The organism is Ensifer sesbaniae (assembly GCF_013283665.1).
Classification (GTDB): Bacteria; Pseudomonadota; Alphaproteobacteria; order Rhizobiales; family Rhizobiaceae; genus Ensifer; species Ensifer sesbaniae.
The window spans coordinates 2,125,271-2,143,846 of the sequence record NZ_JABEKU010000002.1; the positions used below are offsets into that span (position 1 = coordinate 2,125,271).

General features: G+C 59.5%; 18 protein-coding genes and 2 pseudogenes. 6 read left to right on the forward strand and 14 right to left on the reverse strand.

All coding sequences use genetic code 11. The features are described from left to right. Nucleotides 1-3: 3 nt before the first annotated feature. The 7 genes from BHMPCIPO_RS27645 to BHMPCIPO_RS33195 are packed head-to-tail and all read right to left on the reverse strand — an operon-like array spanning nucleotide 4 to nucleotide 5,125. A complete protein-coding gene (locus BHMPCIPO_RS27645; protein ID WP_173519915.1) occupies nucleotides 4-234 on the reverse strand; it encodes an EexN family lipoprotein in 231 nt (76 codons plus the stop codon). Beyond that, a complete protein-coding gene (gene virB5, locus BHMPCIPO_RS27650; protein WP_173519916.1) occupies nucleotides 231-929 on the reverse strand; it encodes a P-type DNA transfer protein VirB5 in 699 nt (232 codons plus the stop codon). The genes BHMPCIPO_RS27645 and virB5 overlap by 4 nt, the downstream gene beginning before the upstream one ends. Next, on the reverse strand, nucleotides 929-3,295 hold the full coding sequence (locus BHMPCIPO_RS27655) for a VirB4 family type IV secretion/conjugal transfer ATPase (protein ID WP_446661676.1): 2,367 nt from the start codon (nucleotides 3,293-3,295) through the stop codon (nucleotides 929-931). Before BHMPCIPO_RS27655 ends, virB5 begins: the two co-directional genes overlap by 1 nt. Then, nucleotides 3,288-3,629, reverse strand: coding sequence for a VirB3 family type IV secretion system protein (locus BHMPCIPO_RS27660; RefSeq protein ID WP_173519918.1), 342 nt, complete (start codon nucleotides 3,627-3,629; stop codon nucleotides 3,288-3,290). Before BHMPCIPO_RS27660 ends, BHMPCIPO_RS27655 begins: the two co-directional genes overlap by 8 nt. Before the next feature lie 4 nt (nucleotides 3,630-3,633). Continuing rightward, nucleotides 3,634-3,933 carry a TrbC/VirB2 family protein gene (locus tag BHMPCIPO_RS27665; RefSeq protein ID WP_060582384.1) on the reverse strand — a complete coding sequence of 100 codons (300 nt, stop codon included), beginning with the start codon at nucleotides 3,931-3,933 and terminating at the stop codon, nucleotides 3,634-3,636. Next, nucleotides 3,930-4,601: a lytic transglycosylase domain-containing protein gene (locus tag BHMPCIPO_RS27670; protein WP_173519919.1), complete on the reverse strand. Its 672-nt coding sequence runs from the start codon at nucleotides 4,599-4,601 to the stop codon at nucleotides 3,930-3,932. The genes BHMPCIPO_RS27665 and BHMPCIPO_RS27670 overlap by 4 nt, the downstream gene beginning before the upstream one ends. 2 nt (nucleotides 4,602-4,603) lie before the next feature. Beyond that, nucleotides 4,604-5,125: a hypothetical protein gene (locus tag BHMPCIPO_RS33195; RefSeq protein ID WP_246304583.1), complete on the reverse strand. Its 522-nt coding sequence runs from the start codon at nucleotides 5,123-5,125 to the stop codon at nucleotides 4,604-4,606. Nucleotides 5,126-5,218: 93 nt separating this feature from the next. Between BHMPCIPO_RS33195 and BHMPCIPO_RS27675 the strand changes: the two genes are divergently transcribed. After that, nucleotides 5,219-5,587 carry a MarR family transcriptional regulator gene (locus BHMPCIPO_RS27675; protein ID WP_173519920.1) on the forward strand — a complete coding sequence of 123 codons (369 nt, stop codon included), beginning with the start codon at nucleotides 5,219-5,221 and terminating at the stop codon, nucleotides 5,585-5,587. A 216-nt stretch (nucleotides 5,588-5,803) separates the two neighbouring features. Here the strand turns inward: BHMPCIPO_RS27675 and BHMPCIPO_RS27680 are convergent, their stop codons facing one another. The 3 genes from BHMPCIPO_RS27680 to BHMPCIPO_RS27690 form a co-directional block, all read right to left on the reverse strand. After that, entirely contained in the window at nucleotides 5,804-7,336 is a 1,533-nt protein-coding gene (locus BHMPCIPO_RS27680; protein ID WP_173519921.1) for a hypothetical protein, read from the reverse strand. Between the two features lie 52 nt (nucleotides 7,337-7,388). Then, nucleotides 7,389-8,093, reverse strand: coding sequence for an autoinducer-binding transcriptional regulator TraR (gene traR, locus BHMPCIPO_RS27685; protein ID WP_312033068.1), 705 nt, complete (start codon nucleotides 8,091-8,093; stop codon nucleotides 7,389-7,391). Nucleotides 8,094-8,262: 169 nt separating this feature from the next. Next, nucleotides 8,263-9,222, reverse strand: a complete 960-nt coding sequence (locus BHMPCIPO_RS27690) for a LysR family transcriptional regulator (protein ID WP_173519922.1) — start codon at nucleotides 9,220-9,222, stop codon at nucleotides 8,263-8,265. A 151-nt stretch (nucleotides 9,223-9,373) separates the two neighbouring features. Here BHMPCIPO_RS27690 and BHMPCIPO_RS27695 point away from each other — a divergent pair. The 3 genes and pseudogenes from BHMPCIPO_RS27695 to BHMPCIPO_RS27705 all read left to right on the forward strand — a co-directional run. Beyond that, nucleotides 9,374-9,637 (forward strand): annotated as a pseudogene (locus BHMPCIPO_RS27695) (nucleotidyltransferase domain-containing protein); the annotation flags it as partial. Between the two features lie 78 nt (nucleotides 9,638-9,715). After that, complete coding sequence (locus BHMPCIPO_RS27700) at nucleotides 9,716-10,768, forward strand: IS110 family RNA-guided transposase (protein ID WP_173516469.1); 1,053 nt, start codon at nucleotides 9,716-9,718, stop codon at nucleotides 10,766-10,768. 266 nt (nucleotides 10,769-11,034) lie between these two features. Further along, nucleotides 11,035-11,694: a HEPN domain-containing protein gene (locus BHMPCIPO_RS27705; RefSeq protein WP_246304697.1), complete on the forward strand. Its 660-nt coding sequence runs from the start codon at nucleotides 11,035-11,037 to the stop codon at nucleotides 11,692-11,694. A gap of 206 nt (nucleotides 11,695-11,900) precedes the next feature. Here BHMPCIPO_RS27705 and BHMPCIPO_RS27710 read toward each other — a convergent pair whose 3' ends face one another. The 4 genes from BHMPCIPO_RS27710 to BHMPCIPO_RS27725 form a co-directional block, all read right to left on the reverse strand. Then, nucleotides 11,901-12,197, reverse strand: coding sequence for a hypothetical protein (locus BHMPCIPO_RS27710; RefSeq protein ID WP_173518219.1), 297 nt, complete (start codon nucleotides 12,195-12,197; stop codon nucleotides 11,901-11,903). A gap of 101 nt (nucleotides 12,198-12,298) precedes the next feature. Then, the gene (locus BHMPCIPO_RS27715; protein ID WP_173519923.1) at nucleotides 12,299-13,453 is read right to left on the reverse strand and encodes an amidohydrolase; all 1,155 of its coding nucleotides are present in this window, start codon (nucleotides 13,451-13,453) and stop codon (nucleotides 12,299-12,301) included. 379 nt (nucleotides 13,454-13,832) lie between these two features. Further along, nucleotides 13,833-15,590, reverse strand: a complete 1,758-nt coding sequence (locus BHMPCIPO_RS27720) for an adenylate/guanylate cyclase domain-containing protein (protein ID WP_173520214.1) — start codon at nucleotides 15,588-15,590, stop codon at nucleotides 13,833-13,835. 444 nt (nucleotides 15,591-16,034) lie between these two features. After that, nucleotides 16,035-16,880: an SHOCT domain-containing protein gene (locus BHMPCIPO_RS27725; RefSeq protein WP_173519924.1), complete on the reverse strand. Its 846-nt coding sequence runs from the start codon at nucleotides 16,878-16,880 to the stop codon at nucleotides 16,035-16,037. Between the two features lie 233 nt (nucleotides 16,881-17,113). On the opposite strand from BHMPCIPO_RS27725, the pseudogene BHMPCIPO_RS33200 reads away from it, so the two are divergent. Beyond that, a pseudogene (locus tag BHMPCIPO_RS33200) lies at nucleotides 17,114-17,466 on the forward strand (transposase); the annotation flags it as partial. Nucleotides 17,467-17,507: 41 nt separating this feature from the next. Then, nucleotides 17,508-18,533, forward strand: coding sequence for a BMP family protein (locus tag BHMPCIPO_RS27735; protein ID WP_173519925.1), 1,026 nt, complete (start codon nucleotides 17,508-17,510; stop codon nucleotides 18,531-18,533). Nucleotides 18,534-18,576: the final 43 nt, after the last annotated feature.

The following is an 18,576-nucleotide window of genomic DNA, read 5'->3' on the forward strand; positions in this document are numbered from 1 at the left end:
GCCTCAGCCTCCAAGCGCTTTTCGCATGCGTCGAAAGCGAGCCTTGAAATCTGCGGCCGCCGCGTTCTGGCAATTCGGGGTATTGCCTAATTCACCGGGGTTGTTGCCACACGTCGCCATGATTTCGGCTAGCAGGGCCTCGTCGGCGATGAGTTCGTCGACAGTGTAGGTCCGTTCGGCTTGCTCGGAGCAGCTCACCAACAGGACAGCGAGAAGAACGATATGGCCCTTCATTGCAGTGCAGCCTTCATTGCATCCATGCGCCGGCGCCAGTCCTCCACCTTGCGCTGCTCGTCGACCTGTGCTTGGGCTTGCTGCACCATCCGAAGGGCCTCCATGCGCAGTACATCGGTCTGGAGGAAAGCTGTCTCCGCCTGAAGTCGCGCCTGAAGGTCGGCAATGTCCTTGGCGTCAGCCGCCGTCGAAATCTTCTCGCGCAGTTGGTCAATTCCATCGACGCGCTTGGCCGCGGCATCGTAGATATGCTGCGCCAGGCTCATCTGCCCGGCATTCTTGTTCTGAATGCGCGAAAGCTCCTGCGCGTAGAAGTCATCTGCGCTGGTCCGATAGGTCGAATTCCCCTCAAGGAACTTTGAGGCCGTATCGCCGAGCACGCCCGTTCCGCTTCCCTTGAACAGTCCCTCGATGACGTTAAAGTCCCCGGGCAGCGCCTTGCGGACGGCAGGATCGTTCAAGACGCCGGCAACATCCGCCATGTCGGTGATCTTGTTGAGCGAGCTGTAAAGCTGCTGCGCCTGCTCTATCTGCTGGTTGAGCGCATCAAGCTGGGCTTTCAGTTGGGCGATACTCTCGAGGTGCTTGGCGATCGCGGTCCGGTCGATCACCGGGATTCCCTGCGCGGCTGCCGTGCCGGCGGAGAGAATGAGCGCTGCGGCTATTGCCGCGCCGTGAATTTGATAGGAAGCCATTAGCTCAAACTCCTTCTTTGCTGAAAAATCGGAAGCCAGTCCGCGGGCCGGTCGCCGACCTCTGCGCGGATCGTATCGGCGAGTTCGATATTCGCGGTCCGGCCAGAGAGGATCGCGAGCTCATCGTCGAAACCGCCGAGGTTCAGCTCGGCGACGACGCTGTTATGTCCCTGCTTCAATATGAACCGGCGGCTCTCGACGGAGAGCTCGCGTGCAATGAGTTCGTACTCCCGCTCGGTGAGCTTAAAGCCGTCGACATAGTCGGCGTGGTCACCGCGGGCATTCGGTAGGAAGATCTGCGTCGGGCATTGCTCGATGATCGTATGAGCGATCGGCGATACGATCGCATCGCGCGGGCTCTGCGTAGCAAAGAGCATAAGGCCGTTCTGCTTGCGGATGGTCTTGAGCTTGTTCTGTGCGAGATCGCGAAACCCTTCGTCCTGGAGCGCCTTCCAGAACTCATCGATAACGATGATAATGCGCCTGCCATCGATCAGCTGCTCAACCCGGTGGAAGAGGTAGGCCATCAGGGGCGTGCGGATTTCGTCGTTGTCGAGGAAATCGGTCATGTCATAGCCGACGAATTTGCCGTCGAAGCCGATGTCCTCAATGATGTTATCGAACACCCAACCGAGCGGGCCCCCTCTCTCCCACCGCCGCAGCCGCGCGGCAATGCCTTCGGGATCGGCGTTGTTGAGGAAGGTCCTGAGCGCGCCGATCGTCCGGCGCTCCACCGGCAAGTCGGCAAGGCCGTCGATGGCGGAGGCGATGTCGCGGAGTTCGGTCACAGTCAGTTCCCGTGTTGCCGAGCCGACAAGCCTGCCGACCCAGCGCGTGAGAAACATCTTGTTATCCGGCGTCAGTTGCAGTGCCTTCAGGGGAGCGCACCCGGTCGGGGCACCATTCTCGAGCGGCAGATAGGTGCCGCCGGCGGCGCGCACGTAGAGATCAGCTCCCCTGTCCTTGTCGAAGAACACCACATGCGGGTCATGCTTCTCGAGCTGCGACAGCATGAAGTTCAAAAGCACGGTCTTGCCGGCGCCAGACGGTCCGCAAACGAAAGTGTTGCCGAGATCGCCATAATGGATATTGAAGTAGTACGGTGACCCCGACGCCGTCTTGAGAAGAGCGACGGCAGGTCCCCATTCATTGCCGTCCTTCCGACCGATCGGGTAGGAGTGGAATGGCGCGAGCGCCGCGAAGTTGCGCGACGTGATCGCGCCGGACCGGGCGCGATAGCGGAAGTTCCCTGGTAGTTGTGCCCACCAGGCCGCCTCGAGGCCGAGATCCTCGCGCGCGACGACGGCGGCTCCACTGGTCAGGCTGGCGCGCGCCTTGGCGAGATTGTCGGTCAGTTCCTTCACCGATGGGGCAAAGACGGAAAGCGTCAGGTGGTGCTCGCCGAGCACGAACCGATTGGACTCCAGATCGTCCATCGCCCCATCAAGTTCCTCGATCTGTGAGGCCGCCTTGTCGCCACTGCTGACCATCTGGTTTTGCTTGCGGCCCATGATCACGCGGGCGTCCGCCTTCGAGACGAAGGAGAAGGATTGCGCCAGGATCAGTTCGAAAGGACTGGTGAGCACACCGTCGAGCATGCCGGTCCGAGTTCTGGCCGGATATTCCTTAAAACTCAGCATGCCGGCAAAGCGGCTTTCGGCCTCGTGCCGGATCTCGACTGTCTCGCGGCCGACAATGACACGATCCGAGTAGATCGCCGACGCGATGCACCCCTCCGTCAGCGGGATCGGCTCGCGCCGGCCGCCGACGAACTGATGCAGCACTTCGCTCGGCTCCGAGAACAACAGGCCGTCACGTTCGTAGAGGCACAGCACGCGGGGCTCGAAGCGTTTCAACGCCGCTGTGACATCGACGACCTTGTCGCGGAGCTGCTTGAGGGCTTCCTCGTCGAGTTCTGCCCCGGCCTGACGTGCCCGACGCAAGCGCGCCAGCAGCCTTGCCGCCTTGTCGGCCGGATCGCGGGCCGGGGACCAGAGGATCGTCAGATAGAGGTCGTTGCGAAACAGGTCCTCGCCAACCATGCGTGCGCGATACTTATCATTGAGCGCCGCCGAGAAAGGTGTGGTGAACGTGCCTTCCGGATAGCTGTTGTCGCGACGGCGGATGAGATGGGTCCACAAGGCAAGCCGCTCGTCGGCGATGTTCCGATAGAGCGTGTTGAGGTCCCGATGCAGAGCATTCAGGTCGAGAACATCCGCGGTCTCGAAAGAGACGCCTCCGAGCGCGATCATTACCATCAGCGCCCGGGAATCGAGCGCGATCGTCGACTCGTCGACATGGCGGACATAGGGGATGAAGGTCTCCGGGCCGAGTTCGCGAGATCTGAGTGTGGTCAGGCTAGGCAAATCCGAGGTCCCTTTCATCGTATTTGCGGGCGAGCTTCAGGGGACTAAGCGTCGCTCCGCCCCAAAAGGCGCTGTTGCGCGACCGGCCGCGTGTCTCCACCCAAGCCAGCAAGATGCGGAACATGTTGTGGTCGTGTTTGACGAGCGCGCGGAAAATGAGGTGAAAGACGACGCCAACAGCCAAGTAGGCGATCGAGCCGGCGACGATGTAAAGAATGGTCGTCAGCATGATGTTCATGCCCATGGCTTCCATCGTCACGCCGGCGATCATCGCCGGCCGGGTGCAAGCGATGAACAGCGTGTCTTCCTCAAGGATTGGCCGCGAACTCGCCATGGCGTCAGCTTCCGACGATGGTGTTCACGAGTTCGGTAGCGCCGAAGATGCCGCCAATGCCGATGATCCAGAACCCTGCGCGCCTCAGATCCATGTAGCCGAACATCCAGGCTATGCAGATCACGATGATCGCGATGACGGCCAGAAGCTTGGCGATGTTGCCGGTCAGCATATCGACGATGTTCTGCAGCACGGTCTCGATGCCGGCCGCCTGCGCGAAGGCAGGTTCGACCATGGATGCCAGGATGGCCGTTGCCATTACGGCGGATGCGGCGATCGGGCGGATACGGGCGCTGAAAGTCATTCACTCTCCTCCATTTGACTGTTCTGAAACACGAGGACGGAGGACCTCCGTCTCGATCTGAAAACGTCCCAGGACGGCACCGACACCGTTTGATCGGCCAGGGCCTCGTCCTTGCGGGCATCGCCGATCGCCTCGACAAGAGGCGCTTCGTTGAGCTCCCTCTCCCGTCCATCATCTTCGATCATGAGAGTCGTGATGGTGCTGGCGAGCCGGCTTTTTTCCTGGCGGACCTGCTCATCGTACCTGACCATCGCGCCGACAGAGGGATCGTTCCGTCCGTAGTAGGAGTGCAGCATCACCTGTTCGGCCCGGCCCGGGTCCGCGCCCGCTTTCACCGCCAGCCGGTAATATCCGTCGAGAATGGTCGCCGTGGCCCGAAGGTTGAGGCATGGGTCGAAGGCATCTGAAATCGAAAGGTTGAGCTTGCGGAGTTCTTCCATGCCGACGCCGCCGAGACCGAGCTGGATGTCCTGCCGGCCGGCTGCCATTGACGTGGCGATTGCGATCGCCTCCACCTTGGTCGTGGGCTGCTCCGAGAGTGGTGCGCGGCTGTTGACCCGGATGGCGAAGGGTTCGAACCGGCTTTCAAGGCTGACGATGGCGGCGAGCGTCTCGGCTGCAATTGTGGGTGCGCACGTTTGCGCCAAATCGAGGAACGCAACAGGCATGCTCAGTACCACACTCGTTGCTTGCCAACACCGTCGATGGTCACGTCGATGTAGTGGGGTTGCGGGCGTATGTTCGGTCGCATCGTCACATAACGCTGGCACTGCGTACGGCCGTCTCTCCGCCGCCACGCTGCCAAGGACGTCATCCGGTCCTCGTTGGAGTAGCATTCCGCGTTCGAGACAGTCTGTGGCGTGGTCGAGACACAACTCGCTTCGAGCCCGTGGTCTCCATACCGCGTTGTCAGGCGATAACCGTCATTGCAGTAATAGGGGTCGTATCGAGGGCGCGAGGTCTGAAACCCAACGCCGCTGCAGGTGGGAAAGGAGCGCCCTCTTGCAAGCGCGCGCCAGAGCCTGTGGATTGGCGCCCGGCACTCCGCGTATTGCGTCGGACCGCTCGGATTGGAAAGGCACAGGATAACCTGGCACCCCCATTCGGCCGCTCGCGCTTTACTGTCGAAAACAAGATAGAATGGCGCTAGACTGGCTGCAGCGACAAATGCCCATGCAAGAGACTTGTTCATGACCACCACCTTCACTGACGCGATTGTGCGCAATCCTAACAGCGGCGCAATTTCGCGACGCGTTTTACAATCATATATCTGACAGTATAAAAAATGACAAGCGCACTCAATGCCCATTGGCAGAGCCAGCTGTTTTCGGCTTACGCTCTGCAAGAAGTTTTCGACAAGCCGGTTGAGGGAGAGACGCCGCAATCGCGTTTGAAGCAGGTCGGAATGATGACAGTGCTCTACATGATGCATCAAAATCACGAAAAGCTAACCCTTTCGAATATAACCAAAATTACCGGACTGACCCGCAATGCAGTGGCGGAATCGATCGATCCTCTTATTGAGCGGGGCATATTGACCGAAACGATTGTGAAGAACTCGATGGGACGAGGAACTGCGAGGCAGTTTGAGTTCTGCCCGGACGTTTTCGAGCGCCTAAGGTTAAGCCCTGAGCAGCAAAAACCTGGAACTTAGTGATTTTTTTACGACACTAACGACGGCGGCGTTGAACCAGCCTGCGCGCTGACCATTTGGCGCAGCAACTTCGAGCAGCTTCGTGACCTTCCAAGAGGGCGTTGGTTTGGGGGCCCAAAACTTCAATTCGGCCATCCAGATCTGCTTTTCGACGGCCGTCGGGCGAACGCCGGCATCGCGTTCACTTACAAGGCAGATTCCCAAGAGGTACGCTATTCACTTGGCCGTTCGCCGCAGCCCTTCCAGTAGCGGTCGCAGCTTGTGCTTGCGCCGGTGCTGCTCGATGAGCGCATCGAGGTGCGCAAGCCACTGGCCGGACCGTCCGCAAACCTTATGCGCGCGTGCGGCAATACCGAGCCACAGTGCGGCCGCCTCGTAGCGGTTTGATCTTCCTTCAGACAGAATCGGATCGGCCATGCGGCACGCAAGGACAATCACCCAATCGGGGTGATCCGCCAATGCCCGTTCAGCAAGCCGACCCAGCGTCGGGTCACGCGAACTAAGGAAGCGCGTTTCCTGCAGGTTTATGCAAGCAACGGCGTCGGCGACCAAGTCCTCGTCGAGCAAGATTTCGATCCGCTCATTGGCGTAAGGAGCCGCCATCAGTGCCGCCAGCAGCATCTCCCGCAACTTGGGCCAGTCGGCCGGTCCGGCGAGTTTCTCGGCCACGCGGAAGTCTTCACGAGCAAGGCTTTCTTCGAAGGCTATGTGCGCTGCCCTGAGCATCATGTCCCGATTGCCCGCCTCATGCGCCTTCTCGCGCAGCCAGCGGGCCAGCAATGCCCTGCCCGTCCTGTGACGCCAATTTTCTTCACCTTCGCCGCGCCCGTCTCGCGACAGCCCCCAGGCCGCAAGGTCGATCGCGGTTTCCAGCTGGCCAACTGCAGCGACGGCCTCGGCAAGCCGCAAGACATCACCATGTGTGGTTAGGCGCACATGGGCGAGCGCGACCGCCTCATCGACACGCCCCGTCTGCGCCAGCTTCACAACATGGTCGCAATGAAACCCCGCCGCACGGGAAAGGTTGAGGAAATGCTCACCACGCCCCATGGCTTCGAGCGCGGCAAGTCGGACCCGTGTCAGATCGTCATCGAGCGGATCGCTACTTCCCCCAGGCGGCCAGCTCTGCCCAAGCCCTGCGAGCGTCGCCTGAAGGCCTGGCTCGTCCCAGCCCTGCATGCAAGCTGCAATGGCAGTAGCAAAGGCATCGTCGGCGCCAAATTTTGCGAGTTCGCCCTGCCAGTCGGCCAGCTCGCCGGCGAGGTCATCGCGCGCCTCCTGTGAGACACCATCCATGAGGGCGGCTTGAGCGATCAATTGATCAAGCCGGGGAAAGAACTCGTGCAGCGTTTCATCCCAATCGGCGTTTTCCGGCCAATATGCGGCCAGCCCCGAGGCCACGGGCATCAAGATCGTCAATGCATTGGCGCCGCGTCCTGCGGCAAGAAAGGGTTCAGCCTCGTCAATCAGTTGTTCGATTGCCGCTTGATCGATACCCGCAGCCCGCTCGCCCCAACTGTGCCGATGCCGTCCGGAACCGGTCGAAGAGAAAAGCGCTTCGGCGCGACGACGATACGGCACCGGATCGAGCGGCGTGCTTGCCTCGTCAGCCACCGAAGCCGCAAATCTGGCATCGAGCCAAAGGGCAAAACCCTCGTCTATCTCGGTGCGTTCGAGCACAAGTGCCTCAAGCCGTTCACGCGAGATCGTCCGTAGAAGCTCCGCGCGCTTATTCTCCGCCTGTTTCATCTGTACTCCTCAAAACTTCGACTTCAGATGCTTGGCGGCGAAACGTTTGCCTTCAAATCAGCTTTAGCTTCGTCGCCAAAGCCGTCGCCTGCGGAAGCGAGTAGGCATTAAGCTTCCTGCGCGCATTATTCATGTGAAAGTTGACGTTCCAGTAGCTCATGTTCTCGATGTCGGCGATTTCTCTCATGGATTTGCCCTCGGAGGCCCACTTGAGCATAAGCGCCTGCCTAGCGGTCAAGCCGATGCTCGGTCTTGCTGTAGGTTCAATGTTCGTTTGCTCGATCCGCACATGAAGCTGGGCGACCGCCATGGCGGCCGCTACCGGATCGATATCCCCTTTCAGCGAGAGGGAAGGCTTGTGTGAGGCCATGGTCAGCATTGCTATACGTCTGAACGCAGTCGCGACTGGAATGCTGATCCCCGACCGAATGCCGAAACCGGCGGCGTCCAGATAAAACTGCCGAACGCGCCTCGATCTGACAGTCCTTGAATTTTCGGACGACCAGGTGAACACCTTCATTGTGGCCCTGGCAATCTGGATTACGGGATCGATCTCGTTGAAGCTCTTGGCGAAGTACCAATCCTGCCATTCGGGATGATAATTCGAAACGGCGAATGTTCCGATTGGTTGAAGATTAAGGTAGGCGTAATACTCGAAGCCGAGTTCTTCCGCGAGCTCGGTGAGCGCTTCGTTGAACATCTCCTTGGTACGCGCCACGGTGGAAACATCGGTTAGCTTCTGAAACCAGCTCTTCACCTTCTCCTCCTTTTTTTCCTCTCGTCTTACTGAAACAATGCTCGGCCCGGCAACATTCTGGACCTTTTGGGAAGCAGTCGGCGAGTTGTGCTCCTGTCTCAACTCGCCTTCAGTATGAAGGTCCAACGACCGTCGTTGCCAACCTCTGGCGGCCTACGTTGCCACTTACCTAATCGCCATGTGCCGGCAGAGGGCGCTTGGTGTTGTTTCTTCCGGAATGGTCGCCCACAGCTTTAAGCGATCTTGATGCCGCTGCCAGCGTGCGGGCAATTTCTACGATCTCTTCACGGTTCGCGGTAGGGTCCTCTTTGTTCCAGGCAAGCCCCATGCCGATCGTGAAATCCACCCCCTCCACTTCCCGAAGGCGAAACGACTGGTGGGGCAAATCCCTGGTCCATTCCGGCACGAAACCTACGCCCATCCCGGCCGCGACCAGCGAAACCAAGGAGAGCGTGTCGTCACAACTACAGGCAACCTGATCGAGCAGGCCAAATTTTCTGAACTGCTCGAAGAAGTACTTTTCCGTGTAAGAGAGATTCGAGCGGGAAAAAGAGATGATCCGCTCCTGTTTCAGATCGTTCATTGTGACGGTTTCCGCCGTCTCAAGCCGGCTGCCAAGTGGCACCGCCAGAAGATATCGTTCGTTGGCGATGCTCTGCCAACGGAGCGATCCGATGTTTTCGACCGGCCGGATAAAGCCAAGGTTGATACGGCCCTTCTCCAGGTCGCGGATGATTGCATCCGTGGAACCGCTGCTCACGTGTATCTGAATATCGGGAAATCGCTTGCCGAGCTTGTTCAGAAAAAGCGGCAAGACACCGAAGGTCGCGGGATATATGGTTCCGATGGTGATCCGATCGACATTCTTGCCCGCAACGGCCCGGACGACAGCGGAACTGTTTTCGATCTCCCGCAGAACACTGATGCACCGCTCGTAAAAAACTTCGCCGGCTTTGGTTAGTTGAACACGACGCGTAGAGCGGATGAGAAGCTGCACGCCGAGCTCTTTTTCCAACGTTTGTATCTGCACGCTAAGGGCGGGCTGCGCCATGGAGAGCGTGGCCGCGGCGCGACCGAAATGCAACTCCTCGGCCAGGGTTGCAAAACATCTCATTTGACGGAGTTCCATTCGCCTGTCCTCTGCATCCGCGCAAGCCATTCCACAAGGATACAGATCATCCATTAATCGTCAAATTAGATCAATCTGTTATATTTTAATAATGTGAAACCCATGAATTCCTGCAGTAGACGGCGAATCGTCTTTATCCTATCGGTTGCACATGAAAACGAGCCTCGAACACCTTCCGGAAAAGAAGCAGCGCGAGCTTGCCCGCGTTGTGGAGATCATCCACGAGGAATTTGCCGATGCGCTCGAAGGTGGCTCGGCCGACTTCAAGAAGCGCGGGCGGATCCTGAAGATCATCCTGTTCGGCTCCTACGCCCGCGGCACCTTTGTTGACGAACCGCATACGATGAAGGGCTATCGCTCGGATTACGATATCCTCGTCATCGTCAATTCGAAGAAGCTCGCAGAACCGCAATACTGTTGAAGTGGACGGCTCCCAACGGCATCGAATGTGCCAGAATGAGTTCGTTGAAAGCTCAATCGAGGGAGACCGTCCGTGGAACAGATTACTCGAATTGGTATGGATACGTCAAAGAACGTTTTCCAATTGCATGGTGTGAATGCGAGCGAGCTGCCGGTGCTTCGCAAGAAACTGTCACGCAGGGAAATGGTGAAGTTCTTCGAGAAGATGCCGCCGACCACTGTTGCGCTTGAGGCGTGCGGCGGTTCGCATCACTGGGCGAGGTTGCTAAGCTCGTTCGGGCACGAAGTGAAGCTGATCGCGCCGCAACTGGCAAAACCCTATGTCAAGCGCGGCAAGAACGATGCGTCAGATGCAGAGGCATTGTGTGAGGCGATGAGCCGGCCGACCATGCGCTTCGTGCCGGTGAAGACCGCCGATCAGCAGGCAGCCTTGATGCTGGTCGGAGTGAGGGAAAGATTGATCCGCAATCGCACCCAGCTTGCTAATGCTATCCGCGGCTTTGCGATGGAGTTCGGTGTCATCGCCGCCAAGGGCATCTGCCGGATCGAACCATTGCTGGAGCGGATCGCCACCGATCAGTCTCTACCGGAACTGGCACGCGAGCTATTCGCCATGCAGGGTGAGGAATATCGCGAGCTGCTTGCCGAGATCAAAACCGTCGATGGACAGCTGATGGCCCTGCATCGCGCTGATGAATGCAGCAAACGGCTGGCGGAAATCCCTGGTGTCGGACCGATCGGCGCCTCGCTTCTGATGATGAAAACCCCCGACCCGGCGATGTTTAAATCCGGACGTGATTTTGCCGCCTGGATCGGCCTGACGCCAAGAGATCATTCGACGGCGGGCAAAGTCAGGCTCGGTGTGATCACCCGCGCCGGTGATGAGATGTTACGAAGTGTGCTGGTGGCGGGTGCAACCGCTGTTCTTCAGCCGGTTCGCACTGGTCGGAGTAAGAATGCTTCTCCCTGGCTCCTTGAGCTCCTCCAACGCAAGAAGCCAAAACTCGTTGCGGTGGCGCTGGCCAACAAGATCGCCCGGATCGCCTGGAAGCTGATGGTCAGCGGGGAAGCGTACCGAAGACAACCCCAAGATATCCCGCAGGAGGCCGCAGCGCTGGCGGCATGACAGATCGGCCATCACGATGAGCAGAGAATGACCGCTGCTGTATTGAGTTGATGCGTGAACTTGCAAGAAGGAAGCAGATGGTGTGATCGATCGATCCAAGACGCGTGATGCTCCGTTTGTCCCAATGGCCGTTAAAGGTCGAAATACTGCTTGGAACTCGCGTCGCGGAAACCATCTTGGCCAGTGGTCATGTGCGGCCACACCCAAAGGCCGCACATATGGAAGCAAGCGATCCGATCAAAATTATCTGCAGAAAACACTTGCAAATGGGAGCCGTCCACATATGGGACAAGGCGAGCGACCGTCTAATGTGGGATAAGGGGGTCTCGACGCCGGTTGGGCTGATCGTCCATGGCGCCCGGGAGGTGAACAACTTCCTTGCGGACGGGCAGTATTTCTTCGTCGATATTCTGCGCGAGGGCATCGTGCTTTACGAGCTCGACGACCGGCCATTGGCGGAGCCGAAACGACTCTCGCCTGCCGACGCGCTCAGGGTTGCGAACGAGCATTTTAATAGGCGGTTTCCCGATTCCAAGGACTTCAGGGACATCGCCAAGTTGCTTGTCGAACGCGGAAATGTTCGGTTGGCGGCATTTCAATTGCATCAGTCTATCGAAACAGCGTACGCAACGTTCCTGCTGACCTTTACCAACTACAGCCCACCGTCACACAATATCAAATTTCTCCGTGGCCTCGCTGAGGATCGTGACCATAGGCTCGTCGAAGCCTGGCCGCGTGATCAGCATCGCTTCAGCGCCTGGTACAACATTCTCAACGAGGCCTATGTAAAGGCGCGCTACTCGAAGCACTTCGAAATCACCGAGGAAGCGCTTGCCTGGCTCCTCGAACGAGCAGAGCATCTACTACGCCTTGTCGAGGCGATCTGCCAAGAGCGGTTGACGGAATTGGAACGGGGCTCAGCCTAGCTTCCGCATGCCTACATGTCGGCACAGCATGTAGGCATGCGTTGAAACGAGATCCGGGGGCGATCAACCTCGGGGTCGCCCTTGACCATACCGGAGACGTCGTTGACATCGCCGATGACGTCGGACGCCCCACATTTGTGCAGCGTCCATAGTGCCGCGCCTCAGGACTTCGTCAGCGACGAGGAACTGATAGACGTCAGGATGCATCAATCAGCGATTCGCCTGGTGCAATGGTTCTCTCGCTTGATGCAGGCGATCTCCGCCGTCGAGCATTCGGCAACACCGTTGACGACCGCACAATGCGAGCACTGGTCGGTGAATTCCAGGCAATCCGGATTGGCCTTGATGAAGGCCTGCAAACTGGCGTTCTCGGTCTGCCGCGTTCCGGGAACAGCATCCGCGCCGGGCGCATCCGCCGCGTGAGCGGCGGTCATCCCTGTTATGGCTAGTGCCAGGCAAAGTGCGACGCGAAAAGTGGAATGCCTCATTCCCTGCTCCTTCAACGGCAACTCCGGGAAGGTGTGAAAACCGCTTCCATCCGCAATTGCGGCATTTCGGAAAGTGCCGCCACGACGCCCGCCGTGCAAGCGATCGCCAGCCGCCCTCACCCCAGTTCGTTGCGGATCGCCCGCATGAACACCTTGGCGCCGATGCCGATCAGATCGTCTGGAAAGTCATAGTCCGGATTGTGCAACCGCGCATGGTTTTCGCCGGCGCCGAGGAAGAACATCGCCGCTGGCGCCACGCGGCCGAAAAGCCCGAAATCCTCCGATCCCTTCATCGGCAGCACGCCCTCGCCATGATCGTGGCTAACGCCCTCTTCGTCCATCGCCCGTTCCAGCGCAGTGACGGCCGCTTCCGCATTGCTGCACTGGTGGAACACGTCCTCGTAGCCGATCATCGCCTTCAGCCCGGCAACCTCCGCCTCCCTGGCAACCAGTGCCTCGGCGCGGGCCACGAGATCGGCCATGCGTTCGTCGGTCAGTGTCCGGAGCGTCGCCCAGATCTCGGCATAGCCGGGGCTGATGCCGAAGGCCGCCTCGCCGAGCCGCGCATGCGTCACCGTGACAAGCGTATAGGTCTCGTCGAGCGGCCCGTTGTTGCCGAGCGCCGTCAGCCCGGAAAGCAGCGCGGCCATCGCGAAGGTCGGCGCAATGCCATCCTCCGGCGTCGAGGCATGCGCCGTCTTGCCGGACAGCGAAATCCGCATGCCGCGCGAGGCGCAATTGACCGGCCCCGTGCGAAGGGCCGCATGGCCAAGGCCGATGCCGGGGAAATTGTGCAGCGAGAAGACGAGGTCCGGCTTGATTGCCGAAAACTTCGGATCGGCGAGCACGGCCGCGGCACCCGCGCCGTTTTCCTCCGCCGGCTGGAACATCAGGATCGCGCGGCCTCTCGCCGGGCGCTCGCGTCCAAACCCCTTGGCCAGCGCCATCAGGATCGTCATGTGCCCGTCATGGCCGCAGAGATGCCCCTTGCCCTTGATCTCCGAGCGATGGCCGATCTCCGAGATCTCCTCGATCGGCAGCCCGTCGAGCTCGGCCCGCACCATCACCGTCGGCCCCGGCTCTCTGCCCTCATAGATCGCCGCCACGCCGTGCCCGCCAAGGCCGGTGACAACAGCGTCCGGCTTCGTCTCGTCAAGCGCCACGACGATCGTATCCGCCGTCTCCCGCTCCTCGCCCGACACCTCCGGCCGGCGGTGCAGGTCGCGCCGAAAGGCGGTGAGTGCCTCAAGTTCACGGTCGATCAGAAACATTGATGTCCCTTTATCCGGATAGGAGGTCCAGTTTCCGGCTCCGCAGCTCACGCGTCTGGACAACGCATGATCCTGGACTCCAAAAGTCTCCCAACCACGACCTTGGATTTCATTCGAGGAGCTCCATGATCTGCACAACCTACGGCTACATTTCGAAGTCGGCAATGGGCCCGAAGCGGAAGCCCGTAGTTAGCAACAAGTCATTCCGCCAACGGTTCCATATAGCAGAGTTCCATCCTCGCGACCTGCGAGGAACGTAAAAGGTCAACCCGAAGCGGCCTTTAGCGGATTCGCAGTTAGCTGAAACTGAATAGACTGTCGCTACGGCCAAGTTCTCTCGACGAGAGGGTAACTATTGGTAACAGAGTCTGTAGCCGGGTCACTCCGCCAAGCTTGCTTTTCGCAAGCCAGCGATGAACTTCTCGGCATCCGCGGGGTCCCGGAATGGCAGGCGGCCGATATGCTCTACGGGGGAGTATCTCGGATTGATTCCTTTGAGCTCCCGCCAAACCTCGCGGGCCTCATCCAGTTTGCCCAGATGGCCCAACGCTGAGGCGAGGAATGCGCGCGACAGGTCTGTGGTCGGACTGACGGCGATCCGATCCCTGAACAGGGCTGCCGCTTTTTCGTACTCGCCCATCACGAAATGGGCCGTGCCGAGAAAGTGCACGTACTGGTGCCCGAAGGCCGGATCGAGGCGCATCGCCCGTTCCGTATACGGGATCGCCTTCGCCGGCTCTCCCGTATAGACGTGTACGAGGCCCCGGAGATTGAGCGCTGGCGCGTAATTGGGGTTGAACGACAAGGCCCGATCGGCCTCATGAGCCCATCGCTCGTAATTTTTCTGAAAGCAGGCAACTAAAGCAGCGACGTAGTGGCTGAAAGGATCCTGGTCGTCCCTGGCGATCGCCGCGCTGGCGAAGCGCTCGGCCTGGTCGAGAGACGTCTCGGGCGTGTCGCTCCAGCGGTTTTGAAAATCCAGGACATACGCCATGCTCTGACCCGCATAAGGGGCGGCGTAGTTCGGATCGAGTTCGATCGCCCGGCGGAAGCACGCGGTCGCCTGATCGAACATCTCACGATCTTTTTTGACGCCGCGGATCAGCTCACGCCCTCTCAAGAATAGATCATGGGCATCCATGTCCTTTGTGCCGCTATCAATGTTGCGCGATTTTTCCGCTTCGCTGAGCGTGACCTTCAAAGCAGCCACGATCTGCTCCGTGATATCGTCCTGGACCTCGAAGATATCGGTGAGTTCGCGGTCATAGCGCTCTGCCCAGATGTGGCCGCCGCTCGAACCGTCAATTAGCTGGGCGGTGACCCGAACCCGGTTGCCAGCCTTGCGAATGCTGCCTTCGAGAGCGAACTTGACGCCGAGCTCGCGGCAAACCTGAGGGACGCTGAACGCCCGGTTCTTGTAGACGAATGCCGAATTGCGCGCGATGACGAAGAGACCGGAGACCTTGCTGAGGTCAGTGATGATGTCCTCCGTGATGCCGTCACTGAAATACTCCTGATCGGCGTCGCGGCTCATGTTGTTGAAGGGGAGAACTATGATCGACGGTCTCTCCGGCAATGGCTGCTCCGCCTGAACTGCCTTGGGCGTCGGCGTGATGCCGTCCCGCAGCCAGCGCCAGACGCGCACCGGCCGGTCGATGTTTTTGAGCTGCTGCTTTCCCAGGTCTTCGAAGCGCAACTCGAGTCGATCACGCACTTGGTCATACACCGCCTCCGAAACGTAGACGCCGCCTGCTTCAGCCAGCGCCTCCAGGCGGGCGGCGACATTGACGCCGTCGCCGTAGATGTCCTCGCCATCAATGGCCACATCGCCCAAATTGATACCGACGCGGAATTCGATGCGTTGCTCTTCCGACACGGCGGCGTTGCGCTCAGCCATCGCCTGCTGCATCTCGGCAGCGGCGCGCACCGCCTCCACGACGCTGGCGAATTCGACCAGCAATCCGTCCCCCATGAGCTTGACGACGCGACCATGGTGATCCGCGATCCTCGGACCAATCAGGTCAGTCCGCAGCGCCTTGAGCGCCGCGAGTGTGCCGTCCTCATCAGTCCGGATCAGACGCGAGTAGCCAACTACGTCAGCGGCCATAATGGCGGCGAGGCGGCGTTCCACATCGATTTCCTCCCACCTGAGAGAGTAGTGGATCGCTAGCCGAGAATCCACGAAAGTGTTGGGCCGGAACGTTCCGCAGACCCGAAGCGGCGTTCTCGGCGAAGCGCTGCTGACTGGCCAAGGTGAAGGCCAAAGTTCGAGCCTGTGCAGCCGTCTGATATGCAATGGGGCAAAGACTGCTTCGAGCCCGTCCCTGTCGTTGCGAACCGGCGAGGAAGGTCGGCACTGGGTCGGATAAGGACGCTATGCAGAAGCGTCGAATCCGGATTGTCCCACTCCCCGCTTGTCAGGCGATCGGGAAACGCAGGATGAGATGGGTTTTGATGAGTGAGCGCGAATTCAATCGGATTGTGGTTTTGTCGGAGGTTCATTGACGGTCGCCATTGCCCGGCGCGGCTCGATGGAAAGCCTTCCATTCACCTCCATGTGGCAAGCCCTGTTCATCGGACGCTATAGTCGGCTGAGCAACTCCGACTTCTTGGCCTCGAATTCCTGATCCGTGAGAATGCCTTTCGCATGAAGTCCCGCGAGGCGTTCGATCTTGTCGAAGATGTCCTCATCCGAACGAACCGCCTCCGGCGCTGGATGTGCCGCTTGTTGTGGCTCGGCGGGTTCGGACGCGGTCGATGCGAATATCGACGGCGCAGCCGTGGCGGCGGATGTTCTTGTACCCGGCGTGTCCGCCGGTTCCTTGCCGCCCTGCCGCACCACATCCAGTTCCGAAATTTTCACCAGACCATACTGAGACGTAAAGCTCAGCGACTGGTCACCGCTTTGCTGCTGCGAGAACCCGCCAATGTGATGGTCTTTCGTGTCATAGACCATAACCCGGCCGCCGACATCGATCGCCAGCCGGCGGGTTGTCGGGAAAAAGGCATAGCGTAGGTCATTCTGCACCCCGGTCGAGGCAGGATGTCCGAGCTCCTCGGGCCACCAGTTCCCAGCCGACAGCGCGCCAGGCACAAACAGGCTGACGCCGCCGCCTTGACCTTGATATTGGGACTGGCGCGACGTCTGCGGGCCCAGCAAATCCATGCCGTGCACCAAGGCCGCAAGCTCGGAACAAATTCCTGCCACGTTCGCCTTCAGCGCATTGTTGAACATGTCGCCGACCATGATCATGCCGCCCTGCGACCATTGCCCCATCCCACCCAGATCGGGATGGTTGAACTGGGCCTGTGTCCCCTGTCCGGCGATAATCGCCATCAGAAGGTGCTCTACCGCGCCGAAGCTTACCCCGTACCGCTCTGCAATCCCTCCCAGGGTTCGTCGGCCCGCTTCACTGAGATGCTTCATCGCAATCGCTTCCTTACTCCTCTCCGCAGAGGACGCATGTTTGTCCGTTTCGTCTTTAGATGGAGGCTCCAGCGCCGTGGAGTCCGTCCATCAGTCGATCGAGCAGATTGGGACGCCGATAATACCCGCGCCAGCGGCCAAGCGGTAGCATGCATCGGGCGATATTCGAAATGACCGCTTAGGGTCGAAGGACTAACGAACCTCTCGCCCTGGTGGGCATACGAGCCCTCAATTACTGGCGGTCTACCTTGCCCGCCAACACCTCGCTTGAGCATCTCGTTGCCACGGCAAAACTGCACTGGCGCATCGAGCGCGATTATCAGGAGCTCAAGCAGGAACTCGGCCTCGGCCATTACGAGGGCCGAGGCTGGCGAGGCTTCCATCATCATGCCAGCCTCTGCATCGCCGCCTACGGGTTCCTCATCTCCCAAAGGGAGGCGTTTCCCCCTCAGCGCCGACCGAAACCAAAAACCGCCCGCAACCCGCCGTTCCCGAAGGTTATCGACGCCGAGGCTCCCCCGATCCGAAGGCGTACCACACCCAATTGCTGCAATCTCCAACTTCCCCTACATTGACCAAGTGGTAAAAAAGACGCGCAAAACGCGCAATCAATCAGAGGGGAACTTAATGCATAGCGATTCCTTCAATTTTGCCATTTCCAGAAGAACCCTGATCAAAGCTGTCGGCGCATCCGCCGTGGTGACCGCAGCGGGTCTGCCGAACCGTCTGCTCGCTGCGGACCCGATAAAGGTCGCGGCCATCTACACCGTTCCGGTCGAGCAGCAGTGGGTCAGCCGTATCCACAAGGCGGCGAATGCAGCCAAAGATCGTGGCGACATCGAATATGTCTATTCGGAAAACACCGCGAACAACGATTACGAGCGCGTCATGCGTGAGTATTGCGAGGCGGGTCACAAGTTGATCCTGGGCGAGGTCTTCGGCGTCGAGGATGCTGCCCGCGCGGTTGCCAAAGACTATCCGGATGTCGCCTTCCTGATGGGCTCGAGCTTCAAGCCCGATGCCGCCGTTCCGAACTTCTCGGTTTTCGACAACTATATCCAGGACGCATCCTATCTGTCCGGCCTTGTCGCCGGCGCAATGACGAAGTCCAAGAACATCGGCATGGTGGGAGGTTATCCGATCCCGGAGGTCAACCGGCTGATGAACGCATTCATGGCCGGCGTGAAGGAAGTGGCCCCGGATACCAAATTCCAGGTCGCCTTCATCGGCTCATGGTTCGATCCGCCAAAGGCCAAAGAGACCGCATTCGCCCAGATCGATGGGGGTGCGGACTTGCTCTATGCCGAACGTTTCGGTGTGTCCGACGCCGCCAAGGAGAAGAAGGTCTTGGCCATCGGCAATGTTATCGATACCCAGGCGGACTACCCGGACACCGTTGTCGCCTCCGCACTGTGGCATTTCGAACCGACGCTCGACAAGGCGATCAGCGAAGTGAAGGCAGGCGCGTTCAAGGCTGACGACTACGGAATCTATTCCTTCATGAAGAACGGCGGCTGTTCGCTGGCGCCTCTCGGCACCTTCGACAGCAAGGTTCCGGACGCCATCAAGGCCAAGGTCGCGGAGAAGGAAAAAATGATCAAGGACGGTTCGTTCACGGTCGAGATCAACGACGCCGAGCCGAAGTCGACCTAACCATTTCCTCGCGTTCATCGGAGAGATGGTCGGTAGTGCCGGA

Bases quoted from the DNA above. Each gene is read 5' to 3' on its own strand.
- BHMPCIPO_RS27715 (WP_173519923.1), bottom strand. From the start codon at position 13,453: ATGTTTCTGATCGACCGTGAACTTGAGGCACTCACCGCCTTTCGGCGC.
- BHMPCIPO_RS33195 (WP_246304583.1), bottom strand. From the start codon at position 5,125: ATGAACAAGTCTCTTGCATGGGCATTTGTCGCTGCAGCCAGTCTAGCG.
- BHMPCIPO_RS27690 (WP_173519922.1), bottom strand. From the start codon at position 9,222: ATGGAACTCCGTCAAATGAGATGTTTTGCAACCCTGGCCGAGGAGTTG.
- BHMPCIPO_RS27670 (WP_173519919.1), bottom strand. From the start codon at position 4,601: ATGCCTGTTGCGTTCCTCGATTTGGCGCAAACGTGCGCACCCACAATT.
- BHMPCIPO_RS27725 (WP_173519924.1), bottom strand. From the start codon at position 16,880: ATGAAGCATCTCAGTGAAGCGGGCCGACGAACCCTGGGAGGGATTGCA.
- BHMPCIPO_RS27645 (WP_173519915.1), bottom strand. From the start codon at position 234: ATGAAGGGCCATATCGTTCTTCTCGCTGTCCTGTTGGTGAGCTGCTCC.
- BHMPCIPO_RS27680 (WP_173519921.1), bottom strand. From the start codon at position 7,336: ATGAAACAGGCGGAGAATAAGCGCGCGGAGCTTCTACGGACGATCTCG.
- BHMPCIPO_RS27735 (WP_173519925.1), top strand. From the start codon at position 17,508: ATGCATAGCGATTCCTTCAATTTTGCCATTTCCAGAAGAACCCTGATC.
- virB5 (WP_173519916.1), bottom strand. From the start codon at position 929: ATGGCTTCCTATCAAATTCACGGCGCGGCAATAGCCGCAGCGCTCATT.
- BHMPCIPO_RS27665 (WP_060582384.1), bottom strand. From the start codon at position 3,933: ATGACTTTCAGCGCCCGTATCCGCCCGATCGCCGCATCCGCCGTAATG.
- BHMPCIPO_RS27675 (WP_173519920.1), top strand. From the start codon at position 5,219: ATGACAAGCGCACTCAATGCCCATTGGCAGAGCCAGCTGTTTTCGGCT.
- BHMPCIPO_RS27705 (WP_246304697.1), top strand. From the start codon at position 11,035: ATGGGAGCCGTCCACATATGGGACAAGGCGAGCGACCGTCTAATGTGG.
- BHMPCIPO_RS27660 (WP_173519918.1), bottom strand. From the start codon at position 3,629: ATGGCGAGTTCGCGGCCAATCCTTGAGGAAGACACGCTGTTCATCGCT.